Origin of the sequence: Zunongwangia profunda SM-A87 (assembly GCF_000023465.1) — a bacterium.
In the GTDB taxonomy this organism is placed as follows: domain Bacteria; phylum Bacteroidota; class Bacteroidia; order Flavobacteriales; family Flavobacteriaceae; genus Zunongwangia; species Zunongwangia profunda.
This window is the reverse complement of sequence record NC_014041.1, coordinates 3,693,095-3,718,836: the sequence shown is the minus strand read 5'-3', so window position 1 is coordinate 3,718,836 and position 25,742 is coordinate 3,693,095. Positions and strand designations below refer to the sequence as shown.

16 protein-coding genes are annotated in these 25,742 nt (G+C 34.9%); 11 read left to right on the top strand and 5 right to left on the bottom strand.

What is annotated here, in order from left to right:
- Positions 1-5 precede the first annotated feature (5 nt).
- Positions 6-1,223, bottom strand: coding sequence for a hypothetical protein (locus ZPR_RS16325; RefSeq protein ID WP_148211756.1), 1,218 nt, complete (start codon positions 1,221-1,223; stop codon positions 6-8).
- 198 nt (positions 1,224-1,421) lie between these two features.
- Positions 1,422-3,836, bottom strand: a complete 2,415-nt coding sequence (locus tag ZPR_RS16320) for a bifunctional aminotransferase class I/II-fold pyridoxal phosphate-dependent enzyme/GNAT family N-acetyltransferase (RefSeq protein WP_013072854.1) — start codon at positions 3,834-3,836, stop codon at positions 1,422-1,424.
- Positions 3,837-4,059: 223 nt separating this feature from the next.
- Here ZPR_RS16320 and ZPR_RS16315 point away from each other — a divergent pair, with 223 nt between their 5' ends.
- From ZPR_RS16315 to ZPR_RS16305, 3 genes are all read left to right on the top strand, one after another.
- On the top strand, positions 4,060-4,431 hold the full coding sequence (locus tag ZPR_RS16315) for a DUF7793 family protein (protein WP_148211755.1): 372 nt from the start codon (positions 4,060-4,062) through the stop codon (positions 4,429-4,431).
- Positions 4,432-4,452: 21 nt separating this feature from the next.
- Complete coding sequence (locus tag ZPR_RS16310; protein WP_013072851.1) at positions 4,453-5,376, top strand: helix-turn-helix transcriptional regulator; 924 nt, start codon at positions 4,453-4,455, stop codon at positions 5,374-5,376.
- Positions 5,377-5,512: 136 nt separating this feature from the next.
- The gene (locus ZPR_RS16305) at positions 5,513-5,878 is read left to right on the top strand and encodes a DUF6520 family protein (RefSeq protein WP_233421315.1); all 366 of its coding nucleotides are present in this window, start codon (positions 5,513-5,515) and stop codon (positions 5,876-5,878) included.
- A gap of 75 nt (positions 5,879-5,953) precedes the next feature.
- On the opposite strand, the gene ZPR_RS16300 is transcribed toward ZPR_RS16305, so the two are convergent.
- The 3 genes from ZPR_RS16300 to ZPR_RS16290 are packed head-to-tail and all read right to left on the bottom strand — an operon-like array spanning position 5,954 to position 13,149.
- On the bottom strand, positions 5,954-8,785 hold the full coding sequence (locus tag ZPR_RS16300; protein ID WP_083759784.1) for a M16 family metallopeptidase: 2,832 nt from the start codon (positions 8,783-8,785) through the stop codon (positions 5,954-5,956).
- Positions 8,772-10,163: a RagB/SusD family nutrient uptake outer membrane protein gene (locus tag ZPR_RS16295; RefSeq protein ID WP_041579021.1), complete on the bottom strand. Its 1,392-nt coding sequence runs from the start codon at positions 10,161-10,163 to the stop codon at positions 8,772-8,774. Before ZPR_RS16295 ends, ZPR_RS16300 begins: the two co-directional genes overlap by 14 nt.
- 10 nt (positions 10,164-10,173) lie before the next feature.
- Positions 10,174-13,149, bottom strand: a complete 2,976-nt coding sequence (locus ZPR_RS16290) for a SusC/RagA family TonB-linked outer membrane protein (protein WP_041579020.1) — start codon at positions 13,147-13,149, stop codon at positions 10,174-10,176.
- 741 nt (positions 13,150-13,890) lie between these two features.
- Here ZPR_RS16290 and ZPR_RS16285 point away from each other — a divergent pair.
- The 8 genes from ZPR_RS16285 (at position 13,891) to ZPR_RS16250 (ending at position 25,729) form a co-directional block, all read left to right on the top strand.
- Positions 13,891-14,301, top strand: coding sequence for a hypothetical protein (locus ZPR_RS16285; RefSeq protein WP_148211754.1), 411 nt, complete (start codon positions 13,891-13,893; stop codon positions 14,299-14,301).
- Positions 14,302-14,624: 323 nt separating this feature from the next.
- On the top strand, positions 14,625-15,281 hold the full coding sequence (locus ZPR_RS16280) for a hypothetical protein (protein ID WP_013072844.1): 657 nt from the start codon (positions 14,625-14,627) through the stop codon (positions 15,279-15,281).
- 142 nt (positions 15,282-15,423) lie between these two features.
- Positions 15,424-16,320, top strand: a complete 897-nt coding sequence (locus tag ZPR_RS16275; protein ID WP_013072843.1) for a DUF4145 domain-containing protein — start codon at positions 15,424-15,426, stop codon at positions 16,318-16,320.
- 186 nt (positions 16,321-16,506) lie between these two features.
- Positions 16,507-18,549, top strand: a complete 2,043-nt coding sequence (locus tag ZPR_RS16270; RefSeq protein ID WP_013072842.1) for a PIN domain-containing protein — start codon at positions 16,507-16,509, stop codon at positions 18,547-18,549.
- A complete protein-coding gene (locus ZPR_RS16265) occupies positions 18,549-19,040 on the top strand; it encodes an ASCH domain-containing protein (protein WP_013072841.1) in 492 nt (163 codons plus the stop codon). The genes ZPR_RS16270 and ZPR_RS16265 overlap by 1 nt, the downstream gene beginning before the upstream one ends.
- 252 nt (positions 19,041-19,292) lie before the next feature.
- Positions 19,293-20,858: a type I restriction-modification system subunit M gene (locus tag ZPR_RS16260; protein WP_013072839.1), complete on the top strand. Its 1,566-nt coding sequence runs from the start codon at positions 19,293-19,295 to the stop codon at positions 20,856-20,858.
- Positions 20,842-22,101 carry a restriction endonuclease subunit S gene (locus ZPR_RS23055; RefSeq protein WP_041579018.1) on the top strand — a complete coding sequence of 420 codons (1,260 nt, stop codon included), beginning with the start codon at positions 20,842-20,844 and terminating at the stop codon, positions 22,099-22,101. The genes ZPR_RS16260 and ZPR_RS23055 overlap by 17 nt, the downstream gene beginning before the upstream one ends.
- Before the next feature lie 10 nt (positions 22,102-22,111).
- Positions 22,112-25,729 (top strand): YobI family P-loop NTPase, encoded by a 3,618-nt coding sequence (locus ZPR_RS16250; RefSeq protein WP_013072837.1) that lies wholly within the window; start codon positions 22,112-22,114, stop codon positions 25,727-25,729.
- Positions 25,730-25,742: the final 13 nt, after the last annotated feature.

Below are 25,742 nucleotides of genomic sequence, written 5' to 3'. Positions count from 1 at the left end.
TGGTTTTAATATTCTTTGATTTTTTTAATAATTCGTTCCAGGGTTTCCACAGCTATTTGTTTATCACGTTCTTCTGCTACATACGATTTGCTACGCATGCCATCGTAAGACAGATCTTCTTTATAAGGGGTTGATAAATGAGGAACGATTGTTTTGAATACCTGGCTCATGGATTTTGCAACTAATATTCGTAGTTCATCGGAAGCACGAAGAATAAGTCCCATTTGATCGGTGGAAAGCATACAAAGTACTTTTTGTTTTTCCTTTGCAATTGCTTGCTTGTCTACCGGGTTTTTCTTTTTGCTTTGTAGTGGAACAACTGATAGATGTAATTTCTTTTCCAGGTAAAGAATTTCCTGCGTAAACCAATTCCCCAAAACGGTTTCCAGATCATGGAATTTCGGATTAAGGATCATCTCCGGCTTACGATGTAATTGATTGAAAGCTTTGTAATAATAGAGTAGTGTATCCATCTTTTCAATGGTACTATCATGTCTGTTTATTTGTTTGGCGATATGATTCGTAAACAGGTTCATATAGGCCTTGCTGTTAAAGTTTAAATAGATTAGGAATTCATCCAAAGCGGAGTACGCTTCTACTTCTTCTTTATTATATTCAAGTCCTCCAAGTCCTTGAACAAGTGTTTTTTTATAAAAAATATCCCGAAATGTCACTTCATAATGAAGATGTGTGCTATTTATAAAATGATATAATCTTTTAAGAATGATTTCAAATGCGGGATGTGCTTTAAGCGTCAGACTGGCATTTGATTTAAGCTTATCTAATTTTTTCTTTAGCTCTTTTTTGGTAACGGAGAGATACATCTCTGGAACCCTTTCGTCCAGGATAAGATTAGTAGAAAAGCGGGTTTCAATAAAAGATAGCAACTCATCTATATTGGAGAGCAGCACTTTAAAGACTTTTTTTAAAATAAGCTTTCGAGAGGTGTCTTCTTTTTGATTTTCGAGTGTCTGATCAAGTAGGGCAATAAGCGATGAATGATACTGTTTGATCAGTAAAGCAATTTCTGCCTCTTTCGTAGTGGAAAATACATGGGTTTTAATAAGTTTTTGAAGACGAATGTTTTCTTCAGGAATACGATTAATAATATTATTAAATTGCTCATTAGTTATAGCCCTCACTTTTGTCTTGGTAGGATTGAGTGTGACTGTTATTAATAAATCAAGCCACTCTAGCGGATATGATTGAACTATATTTTTCATCTTTATTTTAGAATTTTTCAGAGCTGATTGCATAAAAAATTAATCGCTATTGAAAAATTTAGTTTTTACTTATAATGTTCGCTACATGTGAGCATAACTTCGGTATTTTTTGAAAACAAATAATGCCTTTGTTGTGCTATTTTCAATAGGGCTTTTTAACGGGTAAATATTTAAAAATATACTTCAAAGGGGGAGGTCTCAATTTTTTCTAAGCCAGTCCAGGGCTTCAAGACTAAAGTTATCATCTGCCTGAATATAGGCTACTTTTGGGATTAATTTTGCTCCTAATTTTCTTTTTTCGAAACTCGCGCTAAATCCTAAATCTACCTTGGTACAATTAAGCTCATTTGCTCTTTTAATGGTTTGATATAGTAGTTGTCGATAGGTATTAAATTTTTTGTTTTGATCATAATCCATGCCTACTAAGCTAGGAATATACGTATGTCCCGAATGGGTGCAAAACATCACACCAATAACGTTTGCCGAGGGCTCAAGGTTTGCATTCAATGTGAGGACTAAAAACTCCCAATTTTGATGTTTCCCCATTTCCACAAACAATTTTTTTGGAAACATAAAGGTGTTAATCCCTAAGTTATGGCGCCACACCTGTTGGAACAATCTATAGAATTGATCAATTTCAGAAGGGGATGGATCTTTTATTATCGATAGGGTAAAATAGTTTTCAAAAACTTTAATCTCTTTTCTAAAATGCTTTCTGGATCGTTTACTAAGTATATTCAAATACTGCTCTTCACTCTTCCAATGGATATTGGTAAGTTCACAAGCATCGGGTAAAGCTATGGCAATAAAACCCTGCTCATGGAGGAAAGTGTTCAAAGTATTTGTTTTTTCAAAATCCCTTAATATAATAAGTTGAGCACCAACTCTGGTTTTTATTTCCTCAAGTTTCTCGAGAAATAATCCTGTGGCTTGAAGATGCTTTGGATGAGCATCGTTTAAGAATAAATGAGCGCCCTCTGAAAAAACAGAACCTAGGGATAGTGCCACATCGGTCATATAATAGGGATCTTCTATCCGCAATTCTTCGATGGCTTTTGAGGTATTTACCTCGGAAAGCATGTCATTTTTTAAGAGTGCACTAGTAAGCGGGGCTGCCAAGATTATCTTGGCGTCTTGATCCTTTATCGTGATATAGTGAAATCCCCAGTTATGCTCCTGTAATTGATTGTTGGTAAAGACCTTTTCCAAAAATGCAAGACCGTCCCAGTCGAACGTACCTTTTCCGGAAAAACAGGTATCCCATTCCGTTTTGTTTATCTGTTGAATGCTTTCGGTATATTCCAGCTGTAATTCCTCAAACGGTGTAGCTAAAGTATGATGCTCTTTAGGTTGCGGCATTCCAAATGATTTGTGAATCTTGCTTAGGTCAGTATGGGTGTCTGTCATTGCTATGGGAAAATGATGGATCATCGCATCCACTAATACCTTGATATCCTTTAATTTGTTATGTCTGGAAATCGTTATCCTAACCCCGGTATTCTTAACGGGAACAGCCGGAAACAATCCAAGGTTTACAAAAAATCCGGCATCGATCATTTTCTTAACAAAATTATACCCGGTGGCAGGTCGTCCGGTGCCAATGTAAAATACCGGGGAGCTGTTTTTATGTACCAGCGGCAAATCTGTTAACGCCACTAAATGATTGAAGTAATTGATTTTTTGTTCCAATTCTGATTGTAACGCATAGATCTCGGGAGATAGATGAATATTGGCCGAAGCAGTTGCGGCAGCCACAGAGGCTGGTTCCAGCTGGGCAGAAAATGTAAGAGGCCCTCCAAAATTTTTAATCTTTTGATGTAATTTCTTATCAGGGCAAACTAGTACTGCGCCACTGGCTCCAAAAGTTTTACTCAGTGTACCAAACAGTAGTATATTTTGGGGAAGCTCTTTTAATACCGACATCACATATCCCGTACCGTATGGTCCTTTCCAGCTCATTCCGTGTACATCATCAATATAGAGATGTAACTGGGGATATTTTTTCGATAACTCCATCAAATCCTGTAAAGGGGAAAAATCCCCGTACATAGAATACACCCCATCTGCCATATACCAAATTTTCCTGGCTTTATTTTGTAATGCTTTGATAGCGTGTTCCAGCATATCCATATTGCTATGTCGGATCATTCGCACGGTTATTCCTTTTGACTTTAATACCTCGGTCGCACTTTGAACACTCCAGTGCACCTGGTGGTCCAGTATCACGGCATCGCCGTACCGAACAGCCGTCGGAATTACGGCTAAATGCCCCAGGGTACTATTTTTTGTGATAAGTATGGGGTGTCCATACATTTCGAAAATCTTTTCTTCTAGCGGCGCATAGAGCGGATGTGAAATATATGTTTTGGATAAGGGAAATTGTGTGCCATACTTTTCAATAGCCTCTTTCGCGGCATTTTTTAACCGTCTATCTTGTTCAAGACCCAGGTAACCTGTTGTTCCGAAATGATATGAAGGTTTTCCATTAATAGTTATATACCGTCCATTTAACGCATCGCCCGTTGCCTGTAAATGGATGACCCCGGCATTGGTGGCATTAGTGATGACTTCATCAACGGTATCCAGGAAATTATTGTGTTTAACCTTAGCCATAACTTTTTCATGTAAAAATTTTCTTTTTTAAGCTATGATAAATATTGATCATAATCCTGACCGTTATAATAAAAAGGCTTTTCGGAATAGTTATTCGGCTTTTCGTTCAAATACCATTAAAATCTATGAGAGTAGCTTTCTTTTACTTTATAATGCCTGGATACCGGGCTATTGAGACATATTGATTTTTTATTTATATTAGTGATATTCAAATTTTTACGGGATGATGGTGGATGGTACATACGCAAAAATGTGGATTTCCCATGGAATTTTCTATTTTATCTATAAAGAGATATATGAGATTGACGGGCCCATGGCTAAGACGATTGTAAGTGAACGCTTACAACTTCAAAACGAGAATTCCTATCCTATATTTTGCGATTTACGAGGCGTGACCACAGCACAAAAGCAAGCCAGGGATTATTTGGCCATTGAAGGTGGCAATTTGACTAAAGCCCTCGCCCTGCTGGTAGAAGATGAGCTTGCCATGAAGGTTGCCCGCCTATATGTAAAAGCAAGCGAACCGCCTTATCCTACCCAGATATTTACTGATAAGGACGAGGCGCTTTCGTTTCTACAGGACTATATAAAGTAACCCATACTAAAAACTATAATTATGAAAAAACAAATGAGTAAGGAGGATAAAATGAGATTCGATTCGTTATGCAATCAAATTATCGAGATTGCCTGTGGTAATTTTATGTTTCGACAAGATTCCCCTGGGCGTAGTGATCCTTTTGATACTATTTCATTATTATTGAACATGATGTCTGAGGAGATCGAGGATTCCTGTTTTAACCCCCAGCAGTTGATGGAACATCCCGAATTATATTTTGTGATTTTTTTGGATAAAGAGTATCACATTAGCGCATATACTCCCAACACCCCTCAAATACTGCAATGGGATAAAGAATACCGGGGCAGGCCGGTATCAGAAATTCTTTCAAATATTTCGGTTAAAATGTTAAAAGAGGAACTGCGTTTAAACCGAGATAAAAACTATCGGCGATTACTCTTTGTAGATTTTGTAATTAAAAATATTAAGTTCTATCGAGCTTTTTGTACTGTGCAGAAAATGATAGGCTCTGATGCCCATATTTCTTATGTAATGAATGTTTTTCGTTTCAAAAATAAAGAAAGGGAGGGTGGGAAAAGAAGGACTACTGCCAGATCCTCGAATTCAGAGAAAAAAGAAAGTACCGCAACAAAATCCCTGGTTAAGCAAGTGCGTTTATATATCCTTCGAAATCTTCATAAGGAGCTTCCTTCCCTTAAAGAATTGGGACTTATCCACCGTACTAATAAAACGAAGCTCAAAGAAGAATTTAAGAAGATGTATGGTATCACGATCCCGAGGTTTCATATGCAAAAGAGGCTGGAAAAAGGCGCCCTGTTAATCCGTACTACAGAAATACCGATTTCTATCATTAGCCAAAAATGCGGTTTTAAAGATCACTCTCATTTTTCCAGGAAGTTTAGGCTTCAATACGGGAAGACCCCTTCGCAATACAGAATAGAAAATTTCTGGTCATCATCATAACAGAATAGCTTTTAGGCTTTAGCGACCATTTTATTTGAGGTTATTTGATGAAATTTACTATTGTAAATGATCGTAGCCTTTAATAGAAACTACTTTCTTTTTTCCAGTGATGCGCTGGAAATTTACACCCAAGAAAATGACAAATCTTTTTGCGCAGAAAGTAGGAGAAGCCGAAAATCCTTCAAAGAGTAGGTATGTATTAAAACTTAAAACCATGAAAAAGTTAAAAGTAATTTTACCGATGTTGGGAATCATTTTTGCCATAGGATTGACCTTTGCAAGCGTTAGTCCAAAGTCTGATCCAAATGTACAAGCTCAGGATTATGTTCTTGTAGATGGTAATTGGCAGGCCATCCCAGAGCAAGCATGTACGGGAGGTAATGAAACCTGTAGAGTTCAATTTGGAGAAGAAGGACCAATTTATGATCTCTATGACGAAATGGACGTGAATACACGAAAGGATGATAGTGTAGATGGAGAACCCATTTTAATTCAACCTTAGTATTCATTGGAATGGAGATAAAGCACATTGGCAAAAACTGCCAATGTGCTTTTTTTAATGCCTATTTATAAGACTCTAATACACCGTTTCTTTTGGTAGGATCAGAAATGTTTGCTGATATGCTGTACTAAGGTAATTCTGAATAGCTTCATTGATTTCCTCCAGGGATATGAAATTTTTTAAAAGCGAGGGATATTGCAATATCCAATTCTCTGGGTTTTCTTTATTTTTAATGGCCTTTTTAAGGTAGTCTGGCCAGAAATTGAAATAGCCAAAACTATTGATGTTGCGTTGATATTCGTTTAGTTTTAAATCTATTGTAGCATCCAACCAATCTTGGTCGACCCCGGTTTTTCGGAATTTCATAACCTCCTCTTCGGCATAATCAAGCATACGTTGTTCATTGCCCAATTCACTATCAAAATTGACGAAGAATGTATATATCCCTTTTTTTTTATCCAGCCAGTATCCACTAGCCCGTGGACTATATGATCCTATTCGTAACCTTTTATTGATCTGTTCATTAAAACCCGAATTAATGATATCCAGTATCACCTGTGATTTGCTATCGACCGGAGTTTTGATCTTTACAGGATAATAGATTTCTGCAAAAGCCTGATTTAATCTTTCAAGTCTGATGGTATCGTTTCGTTTTCTTAAACTGAACGCTTTTGAAACATGTTCTAGATCATCTTCTTTTTTGGATACAGGCAAGGCTGCAAAATACTTCTGTACTTTTTTAAGCAGTAGGTCAGTAGTAAAGTCTCCGGTTATAATAAAGGTGTAATTCTTAAAATCGGAAAAGTGTTTTTGATATGCACTAAGTAAAAGTTCTCTGCTTATGGTATCTAAAATTTCTTTGTCAACAGATGGGGCATCCGGATACCAGATTTTTTTGATTTCCCCTCGAAAAAAATCCGATCCCCCCCTGATGGCAAGTAAAGCTTTTTCTTTTTCCTTCCAGGAAGTAAAGGCAGCCGTATCTTTATCGGGTAGCTGTATTTTTAGAAAAAATAATTTTAAAAAATCTTCCAAATTCTTCTCCTTAAATGTTCCTTTGATAACAAAATCGTTTTCATCCGTTCCAAAATGGAGTTTTAGATGATGTTCTTCTAAATAGTGAGCCACCTGAAATTTATTAAAACCTCCGGCCCCTGCGTAAGAAGCATAAGAATGGGCTAATATTTTCGATAGTATATTTTTATTGTTATGGCCGGTAACCAGTGGTTTAAAACCCAAAATTTCTATTTGGTTTTTAAATACCTCTGATCTTGGTTTGGAAGGCTTTAACCATACATCAATTCCATTAGTTAACTTAACCCGGGTAACCCCTATTAGGTTTGTGGATGCATCACCTTTAGTATTACTGCCACCACTAAATTTTAAAATACTATCGGATAGTTCCATGTTAAGTATGGGAGGATTGAAAGCGATAGGGGTATTAGCAACCTCTTTTAATAGGTCTATCATTTTCTTTGTACCCGGTAGACTATTTTTAGGGATATTAATGAAAATAAAGTCTTTATTTTCAAGTAGGCTGGCCTTCTTATCGGCAAATTGCTGTACCTCGCTTACTTTTATCGCAGATAAAAGATCATAAAGTTCTGTTTGTGTTTTCGTAGAAGGCACGGCAGATCCTTGAATAAAATTATCAAGGTAAGCCTCGGCAAGGTTTACATTGTTTTTGTAAGCCATGCTAAATTCTGATTTTAGTAGTTTCCGGGCTTCTTGTACTTCCTGATCTGTTATTCCTGAAAATAATGATTTATATCCCGTTAAGGCAGCATAAATCTGTTTATCAATAGCTGTGGGATGATCATCTAAATTTACCTCCATAGCCGACACTACTACCTGTTCTTTAAAACCATTAGATGTGGTATGCCGGTTTATATAATTAGCGAAGGGAGGATCATACTGTTTCTGAAATTTTTGAGACCGCTTTTCAGCTATATAATTAACCATTTTTTGCAAAAACATATGATAAAAATCTCTTTTTGAAATTTTATTATAATCGTGATTTTTCTCCTTTATAAACATCGTTAACCTTCTCCCGGGATCAATACTGTCTTTAAATGTTACATATTGATTATTTCCTTTAAGCTCAATTGCGAATCTTTTTATAATATCTTCATCATCTTTCTGGTTTTTTGGATTGTTTAAATCCGAAAAATTTTTCTCAATCAAGATTTGAATACTGTCAAGATTTATATCCCCAACGATAATCGCAGCTTGCCTATCAGGCCTATACCAATCTTTATAGAATTTCTTTAATGGGCCCATGTTGAAATGTTTAAGTTTTTTTACCAATCTTTCCTTGGAGTATATTGGAAATTCAACATTTTGTAATAGTATTTCTCCATACTTCTTATTCAGCCATTGCTGATAAGGATTCTTAGTTCTCATTTCCCCCAGAACGGCACCCCGTTGAACAGCTACCTGAGATTGATCAAACTTTATTTCTGCTGCCCAGGATTTTAGTGCATTTAATCCTAATGCTATTTTTTCATTATTAGCATCGGGGATAACGATCTGGTATTTCGTAACAACTTGTCCTGTTTGGGCTCGAGGGATCATCCCTTGATACTTTACCCTGGCATGAAAATCAGTTGGATTCTTATTAAATAGCGCTACATGTTCCAGAAGATGGGCATATCCTTCCTGGGATCGCGTCTCGAAAAAGGAACCTGCTTTGACGGCAAGCTTCATATAGACTTCCTTTTTAGGCTCTTGGGTTTTCTTTATATAATACGTAAAGCCATTATCCAGGGTTCCATACCGCACACTGTTGTCTAATGGAATGGGATCATTAGTTACCTGAGGGGGGAAGGATTGAGCAGCCAACCCCCAGGTATGAAGTTTGAGGATTAGGATCATCGCGATAGATATACATTTTTTAATAGCCATCATTCTGGGTTAAATTTGGATTTTTAATAAGCTCCTGGGTGGGAATGGGATATAAGAGATCACCGGAATCCCATAATGGGTCTGACCCGAAAACAGACTGCGCTCTTTTGCTTCTTTTAAGATCGAGCCAACGATGTCCCCACTCGGTAAAAAGCTCTTTTTGTCGTTGGATAAATAGTTCATCCAGTAGCATTGTTTCTGATTGTGCTTCAAAGGGGAGCAAGTCTGCCCGTTCACGGATGACGTTTAAATCATTTTGTGCTTCAGACAATTTTCCTTGATATACTCTTGCTTCGGCCCTTATTAAATATTGCTCTGCTAATCGTAACACCATTGAATATTCTATAATTGGAAAATCGGAACTGGTGCGTATTTTATATTTATGGGCGAAATACGCGTTTAGGGATTCGTTATATCCAATCCAGTTTGCAAGACGTTTATCTTCTTCCTGAAATGTATTTACAAGCCCTTCTCGCAGTTGTATACTGGCAAAAAAGGAAAAGACAGGATCGATAACAAAAATGTTTCCGTCATTGGTATTAGTGGCTATCCCACCGCCTCCAATGGGCGAAATTTGCCAGATGGCCTCACGACTATTCGCTAGAAATACGGTATTTAAACTATCCAGTATTTGATAAGTGGAAGATTCGTTTATCACTTCAGTACTAAGCATTTCAGCCATTTGCCATTCTTCATTATATAAATAGACCCTTGCCAACAGCGCCGTTGCGGCAAATTTATTTGCAGTGATTCTTTCTCCGGTGCGGTAAGAGGGATTTAAAACTTCAGAAGAAAATTCAAGATCATCAATAATCTGTTGATACACTATTTCGACACTTGATTTTTCAGCAAGGGCATTACGCTCATAGTTTGTGGTAAGGATTAAGGGAACTGATCCATAAAGGTTCACCAAATTAAAATAAGTAAAAGCCCTCACAAAGCGAGCTTCTCCTTCCAATTGAATGGCCAGGTCGGGAGCTATTTTCTCTGAATTGTACAGTCCTTCCAGGCATGCATTGGTCATATAAATGATATTATAGGCACTGGACCATAATTCCAGATTATAGGAGTTTTCGGGATTAATTTGGTGTTCCTGAAACTCCATCCTGTCCAGATTGGAAGTATTAATGTTTTGGATATTATCTGACGATAAACCTGATACTACCGAAATGCTATTCCAGGAGCCGTTTGAGAAAGCCGACAGGTACAATTGGTTGTAAATACCTGTTAAGGCACTAATAGCGGTTTGCTCACTATCAAAGACCTGGCTTCGTACCAGTTTATTGGTAGGAACATCTATAGATACCAAATCCTCACAGCCAAAATGTAACACTACAGTTAGCGCAAGGAGTATTTTTACGATTGTTCGATTAGATTTCATATACTGGATTTTAAAATTTTAATTGTAATCCTCCTGAGATGGTACGAAGATTACTAATAGATGATCCGCCTACCGGAGATTCCGGGTCTAAGCCTTTATAAGAGGTAAGCGTGATAAGGTTTTGAGCATTGAGAAATAACTGGCACTGTTGAAGCCCTAGTTTTCCGGCTATTTTTTCCAGGTTGTAAGAAGCGGCCAGGGTTTTTAAGCGAAGGAATGAACCATCCTGGTTAAAGACCGAACTATTTAGCGCATTGCTGTATGCCACGCTACCCTGATAAGAAGTAGTGGGAATTTGCAAGTTAGGCTCACTTAGATAAAAAGCTAGTATATTACTTGTGCGGCCGGCATTAAGATATGATAGTCTACCAGGTTGTTTTACAAACTCCCAAAGGAATTGAAAATGAAAATTTTTATAGGTAATATTATTGCTAATGCCTCCAAAGAATTCGCGGTTACGATCTTGAATATTTATTCTGTCTTGTATATCTAGCCTTCCGTCTTCATTAACATCTTGAAAAGTGTATAAACCGGTTTCCGGGTCTACTCCCGTATAATTGTAGTTTAAAACAATGTTAAGCGGATACCCTACTTTATATACATTGGCATAGGAAGATTGTTCTATCTCTGGATAACTAATAAGCTCATTTTTTTGTCTGCTAAGGTTAAAAGAGGTTGTCCAACTAAAATTGTTATGACGAATATTGTAGGTGGTAAACTCTACTTCAATCCCCCTGTTCTCAACGGTAGCAGGAAGGTTTGCCTGTACCGTCTGAAATCCTGTGATGGCGGGCAGGGGATAGCCTACCAATTGATTGGAAGAACGATTGCGGTACCAGCTGAAACTAAAATTTATCCGATCATTTAAAAGGCCCAGTTCCACGCCGGCTTCTAATTTCTTGTTTACCTCCCAGGAATAGTCTGGATTGGCAAGGGAGGTGGGGTATAATCCACCGGGGCCCCTGGTCGCTTCATAAGCATCCAAATAGCCATAATCACCAATCTGGTCATTTCCTGTACTTCCGTAACTTCCCCGTAGTTTTCCGAAGGATAAAAAGGAAAGCTGATTTTCGATAAATTGCTCTTCGGTAAAAATCCAGGCTACCCCTACAGCACCAAAATTAGAAAACCTGTTGTTGGGGCCAAAACGGCTGGAACCATCCCTTCTTGCGGTTAGATTTACATAGTATTTTTGATCCCAGTTAAAACCAAACCGGGAGAACAAAGCGGCATAGCGGTATTGGGTACTTGCGCTTTGAGCATTGATGATCATTTCAGCTGCGGCCAGATTCCCTATAAGGGATTCTGTGGCATAGCCCGTTCCCTGCAAGCTCTCGCGAGAAGAGTTTTCTGCCTGTAATGTTGCTCCCAGTATAAAATCACCTTCCAAATGTCCAAACTTGGAGTGATAAAGAAGTTGCGGCTCCACTATCCACGAGGTTCTACTGGTATTTAAGTGGGCAGACCTGTTTTGGGGATTCTCTGCCGGGTTATACGACCTTCCTGGTATTTTTCTTAATTCGTCTGTGGTATAATTGGTGTACCCCAAACTGGTTTTTAATTGTAAGCCTTGTAAAACCTCATAAGAAAGATAGGTATTAGCTATAAAACTACGGGTCTGTGTATTGCTATCATTAAAATAGCCCTCTAACGGGTTGGGAATGCCGGCAGCACTCCAATCTTCCCAGTGTAATGATCCGTCCGGGTTAAATACGGTGGGGGCATTAGGGGGTAACAAAAAAACAGAAGGCCCTAAATTTAAGTTGCCGGCCAGCTCATTATGATCAATTCCATAATTTATGGAAGTTCCCAAATTGAACTTTCGATCTTCCGAATAATGATTTAAGCTAAGATTGCCGGTGATTTTATGATAATTATAATCTGCCGGATAAATAGTTCCTTGCCGAAGATAAGAGCCTCCTAACCTATAGGAGGTATTTTCACTGCCACCGGTAAAGGAAAGGTTGGCATTGGTCGTTTGTGCTTGACCGCCAAATACAAAATCCTGCCAGTCGGTATAGCGATCCTGGTCCCAGAGCAGTAAATCATAAGCATTATTTGCCGTGGGTTCTATCCCGTCATTTTCAAAAGCTTGCTGTCTTAGTTGTAAATACTGTGGGATGGTTAGTAGATCTAACCTTCGCGGTACGGTAGAGATCGCGGTATAGACTCTGGCTTCTAGACCGGTACCGATTTTATTTCCCGATTTGGTGGTAATAAGTACCACCCCATTGGCACCCCTGGAGCCGTAGATTGCCGTGGCATCGGCATCCTTTAAAACTTCGATGCTTTTTATATTTGAAGGATTTAGATTATTTAAAGGATCGATACCTGACGAACTTAATAGGGAATTGCTTTCGGTAGGGATGGAACTTATAGGTACGCCATCAATGATATACAAAGGATAATTTCCTTCTTCCCGAAGGCTGTTTGTTCCCCTGATTCTTATGGTAGCAGCCGCCCCAGGGTTTGCGCCGCCCATAGTAACCTCTACCCCAGCCATTCTTCCCTGTAATGCTTGCAGCGGACTAATGACCGGTTGGTTTTCTATTTCCTCGGCCGTGACTCTCGCAATATTTCCTGTGCTTTCCCTTCGGGTGGTATTATAATAGCCGGCATTGATTTGTACTTCACCCAGGGCGGCGATATCTTCTTCCAGTTGAATATTGATTACCTCTCGACCGTCTATGGGTACTTCCCGGGTTTTAAAGCCGATATACGAAAAAACCAAAGTAGCGTTTGCGGAAGCAGTAATACGATATTCACCGTCCAAGTTGGTGACCACACCCCGTTTGGTATCTTTTAAAATAATACTAACGCCCGGAATGGAAAGGCCGTTTTGATCTGTTACCGTCCCGGTAATTACTTGTTGTTGCAAGAGCAGGGGAGTAGGGTTTGCGGCGTGTGCAGCTTTGGGCAGGAGCAAGAGTATCCCGCCTATAATTATTAGCGCCACGTATGTATGGCACGAGTAATTATTTTTCATAATTTTACGTGTGATTTAAATGAAACAATGTTTTATTTAAGCTTAAGCCTTCCCCGTCCAGACGCCAATCTCACGGGGGAAAAGCTTAGAGCTTAATTCAAATTATCCCTATCCTCTAGATAAAGGAGTAGGGGCATGACGGCTCCCTATAGCCGAAATTGCGATAGTAACAATGTTCCCAAAGCCCTTAGGCTTTTCCCAACCCACACTGTACAAAATAGGGTTAACAGCACCCACGGGATGATGTAAATTTTAGCCTGTCCCGCAACAAGCTTACCATTAGACATAAGATGTGATAACCAAAACTGTATATTTTGGGATTGCGAGACTTAAAAATTATAGAAAATCACTTTGAAAATTATGAAGAGAAACGGCCCGATGTGCGAAAATAAAAAAGGGCGTGGCTCAACTTACCGAATAGAGGTACTGGTATACCTTGGAACAATAAGTTATAAGCTCACGCCCCCGGGGCCGTGAGCATTTCACCTATCATCTCGTTCCTTAAAAATTACCAGTTTTCTATTCGAGATTCAAAGCGAATGCTTCTAATATTTTTACTTAAAGAAGTTTCGCAAATATATTATATATCAGGTAAATATAAAGAACTTTATTTAACAACAAAAAAATAATTTGATGTATTTTTTGTTGTTAAAACTTTTGGTCAATTTGATTATGGCCAATTATCGCGATAAATTATTGTTACAAGAGCTTGGAAAAAGGTTGAAAACCCAAAGACTCAAAATGAAATTAGAAATTAAGGATGTTTCTGAAAAGACAGGATTTTCAGCTTATACAATTAGGAATGTTGAATCAGGAAATGAAACTACAATTTCTTATTTTACTCAAATCTGCAAAGCCATTAATATACATCCTAAGATTATTTTTGATTTTCCAATGGAATTAAAATCTCGAAATGAGGCCTCTCCTGCCAGAGTGGAAAAAACTAGATTAACTAATAGAATAAGAGATTTTATTAAAGCCAATTATTTTTCTGAATATAGAGGTGCAGCCGATGTTAAAATAAAACTTGAAAGTGATTATAATGTAAAAACAACTTCAGCTGCTGTTTCTGTAATTCTTTCAAGGTTAGTTCTAACAAAAGATCTGATATCAAAAGAAATAGGAGGAAAGAAAATGTATGCAAAAAAATAAATTGTTGTGGATTTTTTACTTTAATTTCTATAGTTGAAGGTGGGGGGTACAATAAGCAAATTTACTGGACTATATGTTAAGTAGATCAATTTGCTGAGGTTCTAAATAAAAAGAGTAAATAGTAATCTACCCGAGTTTGATTTCTCCTGATTATAATTATCCGTTTTTTCTTCATTTTACGGGAAACCGTATTTTTTCTATACGCGAGGTTAGTATATTTATAGTGTTGATATCCAGGAAATAATTATAATAAATAATTATTTTTATATGGAAATTACGAGTTGTGCTACATTATGAAAAAATGCTATAATTGTCGAATTCCAATGTCTGATTTAGAAAAATCTAATCGGACAAAAGAACATATACCAGCGAAAGCATTTTTCGTTGGATATCCAATTGACTATAAAAATCAGAGAAAAACAGTTCCAGCTTGCAGGACTTGCAACGAGGAATACGCAAAAATTGACGATGAATTAAGAGATGTAATCGGAATCCTAAATAACGGAGAAAAGCACAAATCGGAATTGACCCAAAAGTCGGTTAAAAAACTTCTATCAAACAAAAAGACGCTGGACGAAAAAATGCACATAGAAAATGATGGAATTTCATTTTCATTTAGTGTAAATATTTTAGACCAACTTCATAAAAAAAATTTCAAAGGAATTTACTATCTGACTAAAAATGAACCTTTATCTGACGAATATAAATTAGACGTTTATTCGGACGGACACGATGAAAGGAAATTAGATTTAGGATTTACTTTTTTAGAAGAAATCGAAAAATTAGGAAATTGGGATAAATCTGGACATAGTGACATTTTTAGATTTAAACTGGCATACTTTGATTTAGAAAAGGATAAGCTGACTGAATTTAAAGCTGATTGCGAGAATCCACTTTTTTTGGTTTCAGCAATGGAATATAATAACACAATTGTTTCGGTGGTTGTTGCAGCAAAACCCGAAATTCAAAAAATAACGTAGCACAACACCGGCTATAGTTCATTGCTTCTGACTTTCCTCTCGGAAAGTCCTCGCAAATTTGCTATCTTCGGTTTACGGCGGAAAATCCTCGCGGATTTTCACGCAACGAAACCATAGCCCAACCGTTAGTAACAATATTAATATGAAGGATAAAGTTTTTTGCAAAGTTTGTAAAGGAGATAGAAATCATACTGAAATACACAATATAGAAGAACGCGGTGGTGAAGAAGAAAGTGATTTTCAGTACATCCATAAATTTTCATTAATTAAATGTAATGGATGTGATAATATTTCATTTTTAGAAACATACGGAGATACCGAAATGTTCAATCATGTAGGACCGTATGGAGAACAAGAATATTATGATGAGAAAACAGTATATCCTACCTATTTAAAAAAAGGGGAGGAAATTTATTATAAACATCATTTACCGAAAAAAATTAGATTAATCTATTCAGAAACAATATCAGCTTTTAAAGCAAATTCTTCCATATTAACAGCAGGCGGATTAAGAGCGATAATAGAAGCAATTTGTAATCATTTAAAAATTTCTGGTAACAATTTAGCGGAAAGAATAGATGGACTTAGTAAAAATGGACATTTAACAACATCCGAATCTAAAAGATTACATTCCATTAGATTCTTAGGAAATGACGCTCTCCACGAAATGGAAGTTCCCAAAGAGGAACATTTATATTTACTGTTAGGAATCATTAATCATCTACTTACCAACCTTTTCATTAATGATAAAATTATGAAAGGGAAAGTTGAAACTATGGTAGATACTTATGATGAATTTGTCAGAGCAATCGAAAATAAAATTGAGAAAGATATGATTGGTAAAAAATTTACTCTTTCAGAAATCTTAAAAAAATCAAAAAGACAACTTACCAAAAAAAATCTGAATGATTTCGAAGATAAACTCATAAAGGACTTAAATGGCGGAGAAATAAAATTTTTAAAAGTAGTAAAGGAAAAAGATAAAACCTTTTATGAAGTTGTTGAAAAACCGATGCTATTCAATTTTGGGATAAATTAATATAGTTGCCAACATCGGTTATAGCAAATAGCGGGTTTTGACGAAAAAATGTAATTTAGAAAACTAAGAAATAATAGGTTAATCCGACAAGACCGCATCCCTCCGAGAACTGGCGATAATGGAAACCTTTGGCTACAAGTTTAAAAAAATTGTAGTTTTATAACCACAATCTTAACTAACCGATACTTGATATTTAAAATAATTAAGAATCCAAAATCAAAAGCTTATAATGAAGTTGTTGCTCTTGGAGATAAAAATTCTAAAACACTTGGTTTTTTACCACATTCTGCATTTGCAAAATATGCGAGAGAAGGAAAAATAATCGGGGCTTATCCAAATGGTTCTAAAGAATTAATTGGTTATATTTTATACAGAGTGTCGTATAATAAGGTTACTATAGTTCATTTATGCATACCAGAAGAACATAGAAAAGGAAATACTGCATCAAAGCTTGTCAGACATTTAAAAGAAAATACTACACAGTATGATGGTATCCGACTTAGCTGTAGAAATGACTATAAAATTGATCGTCTATGGGAAAGTCTCAATTTTGTACCAATTAAAGAAAAACCTGGTAGAGGTAAAGAAAAGTTGGCTCTAACCGTTTGGTGGTACCCTCACCATCATAATGACCTTTTATCCCAAATTTCAGATTATGAATTAAAAAATAAGATCGTAGCAGTAATCGATATGAACGTTTTTCTGGATATTAAAGACGAAAGAGAAGAAGAAAGCTTAGCATTAAAAAGTGATTGGTTATTAAGTGAGGCAATACTTTATTATACAAGAGAAATTCATAATGAGATAAATAGAGGGAATTCTAGCGAAATAAAGAAAAGCAGTAGAAAATTATTAAACTATTTTACAGAGTTACCTTTCAAAGAAGAACAAGAGTTTAAAAAAATACTTGAAAAACTTGAACATGAGTTTCCTGCTATAAGTAAGAATGATAAATCAGACTTAAAACATTTAGCGTATTCAATTATCGGAGGCGCACAATTCTTCATTACAAGAGACAAAGAACTTTTACAAAGCAAAAAGTTCTTCACTAAGTATGAATTAAAAATATATCGCCCTAGTGAATTTATAACACGTTTGGACGAAAATATTCAAGTTTCCAAATATAAGCCTCAGAGACTAATAGGCACTAATATAAAGTCTCAAAGAATAACAAGTGATAATATTGATTATTTCACGAGGAAATTTCTTAAACCGGATGAAAAAATTAATCACTTTCAAAAAAAAATCAGGAAAGCTTTATCATCTCCACATGAATATGAGTTAATTACAATATCCAAATCTGAAGAAATACTAGCTTTAGTAATTTTTGACCGTAGTGAAAATGAGAAATTGTCGATACCAATTTTCCGTTTCCTAAATAATAGCTTGAGAATAACTTTATCTAAACATTTATTATTTAAAGCAATCTTGACATCCACAAATGAAAATAGATCTTTGATTGAAATCTTAGAAGTATACATAGATGAGGAATTATCCAATTCTCTAAAGGAAGCTAGATTTATAAAAACAGAAGAAAAATGGAAGAAAATTAACCTTCAAAAAATAATTGATTTTGGAAATATAAAAGAATTGATTTCAGAAATGGAATATGAAGAAATTGAAGATAGTTTAATTTTGGATCCAGGGGATGAAAATTATGAATTTCAAAAAAAATATAACCTAGAAAGACATTTATCTCCATTAAAAATCCAAGATCTCGATATTCCTACTTTTATAATATCGATAAAAGCAGTTTGGGCAGAGCAATTATTCAATGACCGCTCCAATGAAAAGCTACATTTGTTTGAGTCTAAAAATGAACTTTTATTAAATAGAGAAAATGTTTATTATAGATCATCTTCAAGAAATTTAAGCGCTCCTGCAAGAATATTATGGTATATAAGCAAAAACCCGATAACAAAGGAAAAAGGCCATATTAAAGCTGTTTCGTACATAGACGAAATCTTTATCGATGATGCTAAAAAGCTATTTAAACAATTTAAGCAATTGGGTATTTATAATTGGAAAGATATTCAAAAGACCATAGATAAAAATGGAAAGATTATGGCTTTTGTGTTCTCGGATACAGAACTTTTCAAAAGACCTGTAGATCTAAAATTCATTAAAGGATTATTAAAAACAAAAGAAGAAAAGAAGTTTATGCCTTTATCACCAACCAAAATAAAAACTGAAACGTATCTTGCGATTTATAAGAAAGGGTTGCTGTAATGAATAAAAAAATTTCTCCAGAAAATATACTTCTGATTTCTGTTAAACCAGAGTTTGCCGAGAAAATTTTGAGAGGTGAGAAAACTATTGAATTAAGAAAATCAGCTCCCAAAAAAGTAGATATCGAAGATTACATTTTAATTTACGTGACCTCCCCGGTAAAAGAGCTATGGGGTATTTGTAAAATTAACAAGATAATCAAAGACAATCCCGTAAATTTTTGGAATAATCACGGCTCAAAAACTGGTGTTTCAGAGAGTCAATTTAAGTCCTATTATAAAACTAATAAAAATGCATTTGGGATTGAATTGAAAGAAATAAGAAACTTCTCAAAATTTTCCATTGAGTTAAAACATTTGAAAAAAGCCTTCCCTACTTTTATGCCTCCACAAACCTATTCTTACGTTAAAAGAAATCAGATTAACTTTGGCATTTTGAAACAAATTCTAAACAAGATCGAGGACAAGCCAATTTTCAACAAAGGCGGGTAATCGCAAATAATCGGCAACGGTAGATAGGAAACAGTTAACTTGACCAACAAACCAATACTAAATCGACAAACGCGTGTCCCAAACTCCGCCAACTGCCGATAGTATGCCGAGCAAGCAATGACCGGCCTACAGGTGCTCATTAAGTCTCAACCTTTAGAATCCTTTAACATTAGAAAGATTTTTACTAAATTGCCACAGCTTCCCTACCCTACTTCGGAAGCACAATAATTACTTCATACCCGAATCTTAATAATGGCCAAAAAGAAAACGACCAAAGAAAAATCGATTGAAGAAAGTCTGTGGGATGCTGCCAATAAATTGCGTGGCTCCATTGAACCTTCTGAATACAAGCACGTAGTACTGGGGCTTATCTTCCTGAAATTTGCCAGTGATAAATTTGAAGTGCGCCGCGAGGAACTTATTGCCGAAGGCAAAGAAAAGTACCTTGAGATGAAAGACTTCTACAATATGAAGAACGTCTTTTTCCTGGCAGAAACTTCCCGGTGGAATTATCTTATTAAAAATGCGAAACAGGACGATATTGCCTTAAAGATTGATACTGCCTTAAACCAGATCGAAAAGAACAACCCTTCTCTAAAGGGAGCTTTGCCCGATAATTATTTTTCCCGCTTGGGACTGGATAAAAGTAAATTATCGGCTCTTTTGGATACCATCAATAAAATAGACACGCAAAAAGACAAATCCCAGGATATTGTGGGGCGTGTATATGAATACTTCTTATCCAAATTCGCTTTGGCGGAAGGTAAAGGAAAGGGAGAGTTCTATACACCAAAAAGTATTGTAAACCTTATTGCGGAAATGATCGAACCCTATAAAGGGATTATTTACGACCCGGCTTGTGGTTCCGGTGGTATGTTCGTGCAGTCTATTAAGTTTATCGAAAGCCATCACGGGAGCAAACGGGAAATTTCCATTTACGGCCAGGAATACACCAATACTACTTACAAACTGGCCAAAATGAACCTTGCCATTCGCGGGATATCCGCGAACCTGGGTGATAAAGCGGCCGATACTTTTAGCAATGACCAGCATAAAGATTTGAAAGCAGATTATATTATGGCCAATCCGCCATTTAACCAAAAGGATTGGCGCGGGCCGCAGGAATTAATCGATGATCCCCGCTGGCAGGGTTATGAAGTGCCTCCTAAAAGCAATGCAAACTATGGGTGGATATTGAATATGGTTTCTAAACTATCAGATGACGGGGTTGCCGGATTTATTCTGGCCAACGGAGCGCTTTCTGGCGGCGGGGAAGAATATAAAATCAGGAGAAAGCTGGTGGAAAACAACCTGGTGGAAGCTATTATTATCCTGCCACAAAATATGTTTTATACCACCAATATAAGTGTAACCGTTTGGATCCTGAATAGAAATAAAACTGCGCATACCCGTTCTATTGGAGATGAAGAACGCCATTATAGAGATAGGCATGAAGAAGTGCTTTTTATGGATTTGCGGCAGAATGGAGAGCCGTTTGAGAAAAAGTTTATCCAGTTTAGTGGAACGCAAATTAAAGATATTGCCAGGACTTACCACGATTGGCAACAGGAAGACACGAATTATAAAGATATCCCGGAATATTGCTACAGTGCTACTAAAGCCGATATTGAAAAGAAAGACTTTTCCCTGGTGCCCAGCAAGTATATCGAATTTGTAAACCGCGATGAAAATATCGATTTTGACACCAAGATGGCAGGTTTACAAACGGAACTCACCGATTTACTACAACAGGAAGAGGATTCTAAAAAGGAATTGTTGGACGTTTTTAAAGAGCTGGGGTATGCCATCAAACTATAGGCCTATAGGCGATTACATCCAAAAATTAAAGGTCAGAAATTCAGAGGATAGATATTCTGAACTTTTGGGTATTAATATAGATAAGTTCTTTATGCCTTCAGTAGCCAATGTTGTAGGTACTAATCTCTCCAGGTACTTAATTGTTGAACCTGGGCAATTTGCCTGTAACCGAATGCACGTTGGCAGGGATTATAGAATTCCAGTCGCACTTTCAGAAAAAGAAAAACCTTTTATTGTCTCACCTGCTTATGATGTCTTTGAAATCAAGGATCCTTCTATATTATTACCTGAATATTTGATGATGTGGTTTCGTCGTGCTGAATTTGATAGAAATGCCTGGTTCTACACAGATGCCGATGTGAGAGGCGGTTTAGCCTGGGATGCCTTTTGTAGTATTGAACTCCCTGTCCCTTCCATAGAAAAACAACGGGAAATTGCAAGGGAATATAATGTGGTTAAAAACCGTATTAAATTAAATGAAGAAATAAACCAAAAGCTGGAAGAAACCGCCCAGGCACTTTATAAACATTGGTTTGTTGATTTTGAATTTCCTAATACAGAAGGAAAGCCTTATAAATCTTTCGGTGGGAAACTGATTTATAATGAGGAGCTGGATAGAGAGATTCCGGAGGGGTGGATCGCAAGTAGCATTGATGAAATTTGTGATATCCAAGATGGAGATAGAGGGAAAAATTACCCGAAAAAAGAGGAATTCTCTGATGATGGTTATTGCCTATTTTTAAATGCTGGAAATGTAACAAAATCAGGTTTTGATTTTAGTAATAATAGCTTTGTGAATAAAGAAAAGGATGAATTACTGCGAAAAGGAAAATTAAAAAGAAAAGATGTTGTGATGACCACTAGAGGTACGGTTGGGAATATAGGTTACTACAATGATAAATTAGATTTTGAAAATGTTAGGATTAATTCGGGAATGGTGATTTTAAGAAATCCGAAGATTTCATTCTTTTTATATACGAAAATGAAAAGTGCGGAAATGAAAGATCTTATTATGAATCATTTATCTGGATCTGCTCAGCCACAATTACCTATAACAGATATTAAAAGGATGGAATTTCCTTTGCCTAGAAAAGGAAGTAATCTAATTGAAAAATTTAATTCAAAAGTTACACCGTTGCAAAATTCAATAGACGATAAAAATTTGCAAATTAGATATTTAAATCAACTTCAAAGTCTTTTCCTTTCAAAAATGGCAAGGGTAGAAGAAAATAAATTAGCATAAACTACAAGGAATGACAGAAAAAATTACAGTAGATAAAAATAAGAATGTAGCAAACATTCCATTTCATTCACTATCACCTGTAATAGATTCTGAGAAACACAAGTCCTATTGTGATGCTCTTGAATGGGCTCTAACCAATAGAAAAGAAAAAGATATAAAAAATGTGGCATTAACTGGAACTTATGGTTCCGGTAAAAGCAGTATTCTCAAAACTTTTCAAGAAACGAGAAAAAATAAGTTTGAGTTTTTAAATATATCTTTAGCCACTTTTAAAGAAGAGAAAAAAAATGACGATGATAAATATGCCCATTTAAGGAGTGAAGTTATAAATAGTGACAAGCTTTCAAAAAATGATCAGCTGAGATTAATAGAGTTAAGTATTCTTCAACAGATATTTTATCATGAAGAGTCTGATAATATACCTGATTCCCGATTCAAAAAAGTAAAGAGTTTAAAGCCACAGAAAGTAAAGGAAACTACATGGTTAATATTTTGTGTTATTTTCACGGTTTACATCTTTTTTAATTTTCATTCACTTAGGATTTTAATGAATTTTCCTGAGCCAAAAGCTTGGTTTGGCAATATACTGCAAGGATTATTAGCTATTGGCGTCTTAATTTTTTGTTTTCTTCTTCTTCAGCGTATAATAGAATTCGCCCAAAAGCTTACAATAAGTAAGCTAAATTTCCAAAATATTGAAATACAGGTAGCGGAAAAAGTTGACAAATCTATACTCAATAATCATTTGGATGAAATTTTATACTTCTTTGGGGAAACAAAATACAATGTGGTTATTATTGAAGATTTGGATCGTTTTCAACAAACAGAAATTTTCACTAAACTTAGAGAAATCAATCTACTTATTAATAATTCTAAAGCAATTAATCGTGAGGTGGTATTTGTGTATGCTGTTAGGGATGAAATGTTTACTGATGATGATAGAGTAAAATTTTTCGATTTTATAATTCCAGTTATACCCGTAATTAATTTTTCAAATTCTAATGTGCAATTAGCTAACGCAGTAAAGAATCTGGGATATCAAATTTCATCAGATCTAATTAACCAGATTGCTTATTACATAGACGATATGAGATTACTTTATAATATTGTTAATGAGTTTCATGTCTACTATCAAATACATACTAGCGAATTTTTAGATAAACTTTTTGCCATAATTGTCTATAAAAATAAGCATCCAAAAGATTTTGTTTTATTAGCCAAAGGAAAAGGACTTTTGTTTCAAATTTTAACAAAGAATAAAAAAGAATGGTTAGAATCGAAACTTAAAGAAATTGATCAGAAACTTCTTGCATATAAGAATGAGATTGAAAAAATAATCACAATTTTCCCACAAACGTTAGACCAGTTAAAGAGTATTTATCTTTTAGAATATATTAATAACTTTCAGGATTTCAGTGCATTTAAAATTGAAAATAAAAAAATACCACTTTCAGAAATGCGAAAGGATGATAATTTCGAAAAGCTTATAAAATTAAATAATGTTGAATATTATTATCAAGCTAATTATACACAAAGTAAAAAAATAAGTTTTCAGGAAATTGAGGATAAAGTTGATGATTTTGAATCTTACGAGCAAAAGAAAAAACTAATCCAAAAAAAGAGTTCAGATGAACTGGAAAATCTAAGAGGAAAAATTAAAGAATTAGAAAAGGATAAAATATCCGTCAGGGGTAAAAAAATTAAATATTTAATCAATCAAAAAGAAATATTATTAGAATCAAAGAGTAAACAGGAGCAACTTATATCAATGTTTTTGAGAGAGGGATATATTGCTGAAGATTACTTAGATTACATATCTTATTTCTACCCCGGCAGTATTTCTGAAAAGGATTTTCGATTCTTATCAAATGTTAGAAATGAAGATCAAACCGAATTTGATTACCATCTGGATAATTTAAGTAACCTAATAAATGAAATCGGAGTGTATGAATTTCAAAAAAGTGTAATCTTAAACTATGATTTAGTTGATCATTTAATTGAAAACGATGATTTTACGGAGAAAAAAAAACAGACATTTATCCTTATAGCTAATGAATCTGAAATTTCAGTTAATTTTTTTAGAGGTTATATTAAAGTTGGAAAAAAAATAGAGAAGTTTATTTATTTACTGTGTAAAAGGTGGCCGAATATTTGGAATTCCTTAAATAATCATTCTTCTCTTGATGAAGATGAAAAAATCGAATATTTGAAACTGATTTTAAATTATGCCGAAATTGATGATTTAAAAATAATTTCAGAGAAATCACAACTAAAAAATGACATTGAAACTAATTCTGAATTCCTGAATTTAATTTTTGATGTTGAGAAGCTGATACAAATAATAAAGGAATTAAAAATTAAGTTTCAAAATGTGGACTTCACTGGCGCAACAGAAAAAGTGAAAGATTTTATTTATGAGAATGACCACTATGGTATAAATATTCCGATGATTGAATTGATGATGAAAAATTTTGGAAACTTCAGTCAAGACGAATTTAATAAAAGTAACTATTCAGCTATTTTAAATTCAGAATGTGATTCTTTAATTGAATACATTCAAAGTTATATTAATACTTATGTGAAAAATGTGTTTTTAGAAATACCTGAAAATTCTCAAGAAAGAGAAGATACTTTAATTAGCCTTCTAAATAATGATCATGTGACTTTACAATATAGGAAAGCTGTCGTTAAAAAAGTTGACACTAAAATTATTGATCCAAATGAATTGATATCAGAAGAAATGATACATTTTATTTTGGAAGAAGGAAAATTAATTCCTAGTTGGAAGAACATACTTTATTTTTATAACAAAACAAACGGTCAGTTTGAAGACCACCTAAATAAATTTCTTAATAGTGAAAACAATTTTAAAGAATTAATAGAAGAAAAATTAAAACCTAGTGGAAATGATGAATTAAAAAAGTTTATTAGAAATTTTATTCTTAATGAAAATGTAAGTTTAGATTTTTATCAAAAATATTTAAATAGTTTTCCAGTAAATTTTAAGGATTTAAACTTTGAATCTCTCCATTATGATAAAGTAAAATCTTTAGTAAATAAAGATAAACTCTCTTTTACAATTAAAAATTATAATCGTTTAAGAGAGAATTTTAAACCGCTACACTTAACGCTAATTGAAAATAACACAACTTTTTTCTTTGATTTAATTAGGGAAATACGTTTGAATGCAGAAGATGTGAATTCTTTATTAGGGCATTCTGATTTCTCCATTTCTAATAAGAAAAAATTAATAGAAAATTTGGATGAATCCATCTATATTTCTGATAGTAAGAGCTTAACTACGCTTGGTAATTTGATCTTAGAGGATTCAAATTTCAGCGAATCTATAAAATTAATTTCCAGTGTATTACTAGAATCTAATTTAAGTTTGGATAATAAGATTTATATATTTAACCGAAAGAGTAATTTATTCAATAGAGAGTTCATTAATGAATTTTTAACTTCTTTAGGAGGAAATTTTAAAGAGTTAAATGAAAAAGGTCCAATGCCATACTTTGAAAAATCTGACCTTTTATTCAATTTTTTTAAATATCTAAAACAAGAAGGCAAGATATCTAAAATCAAACCAAAAAAAGATCTTATTCAAGTTACAACCTTTAGAAAATAAACCATATTTATAA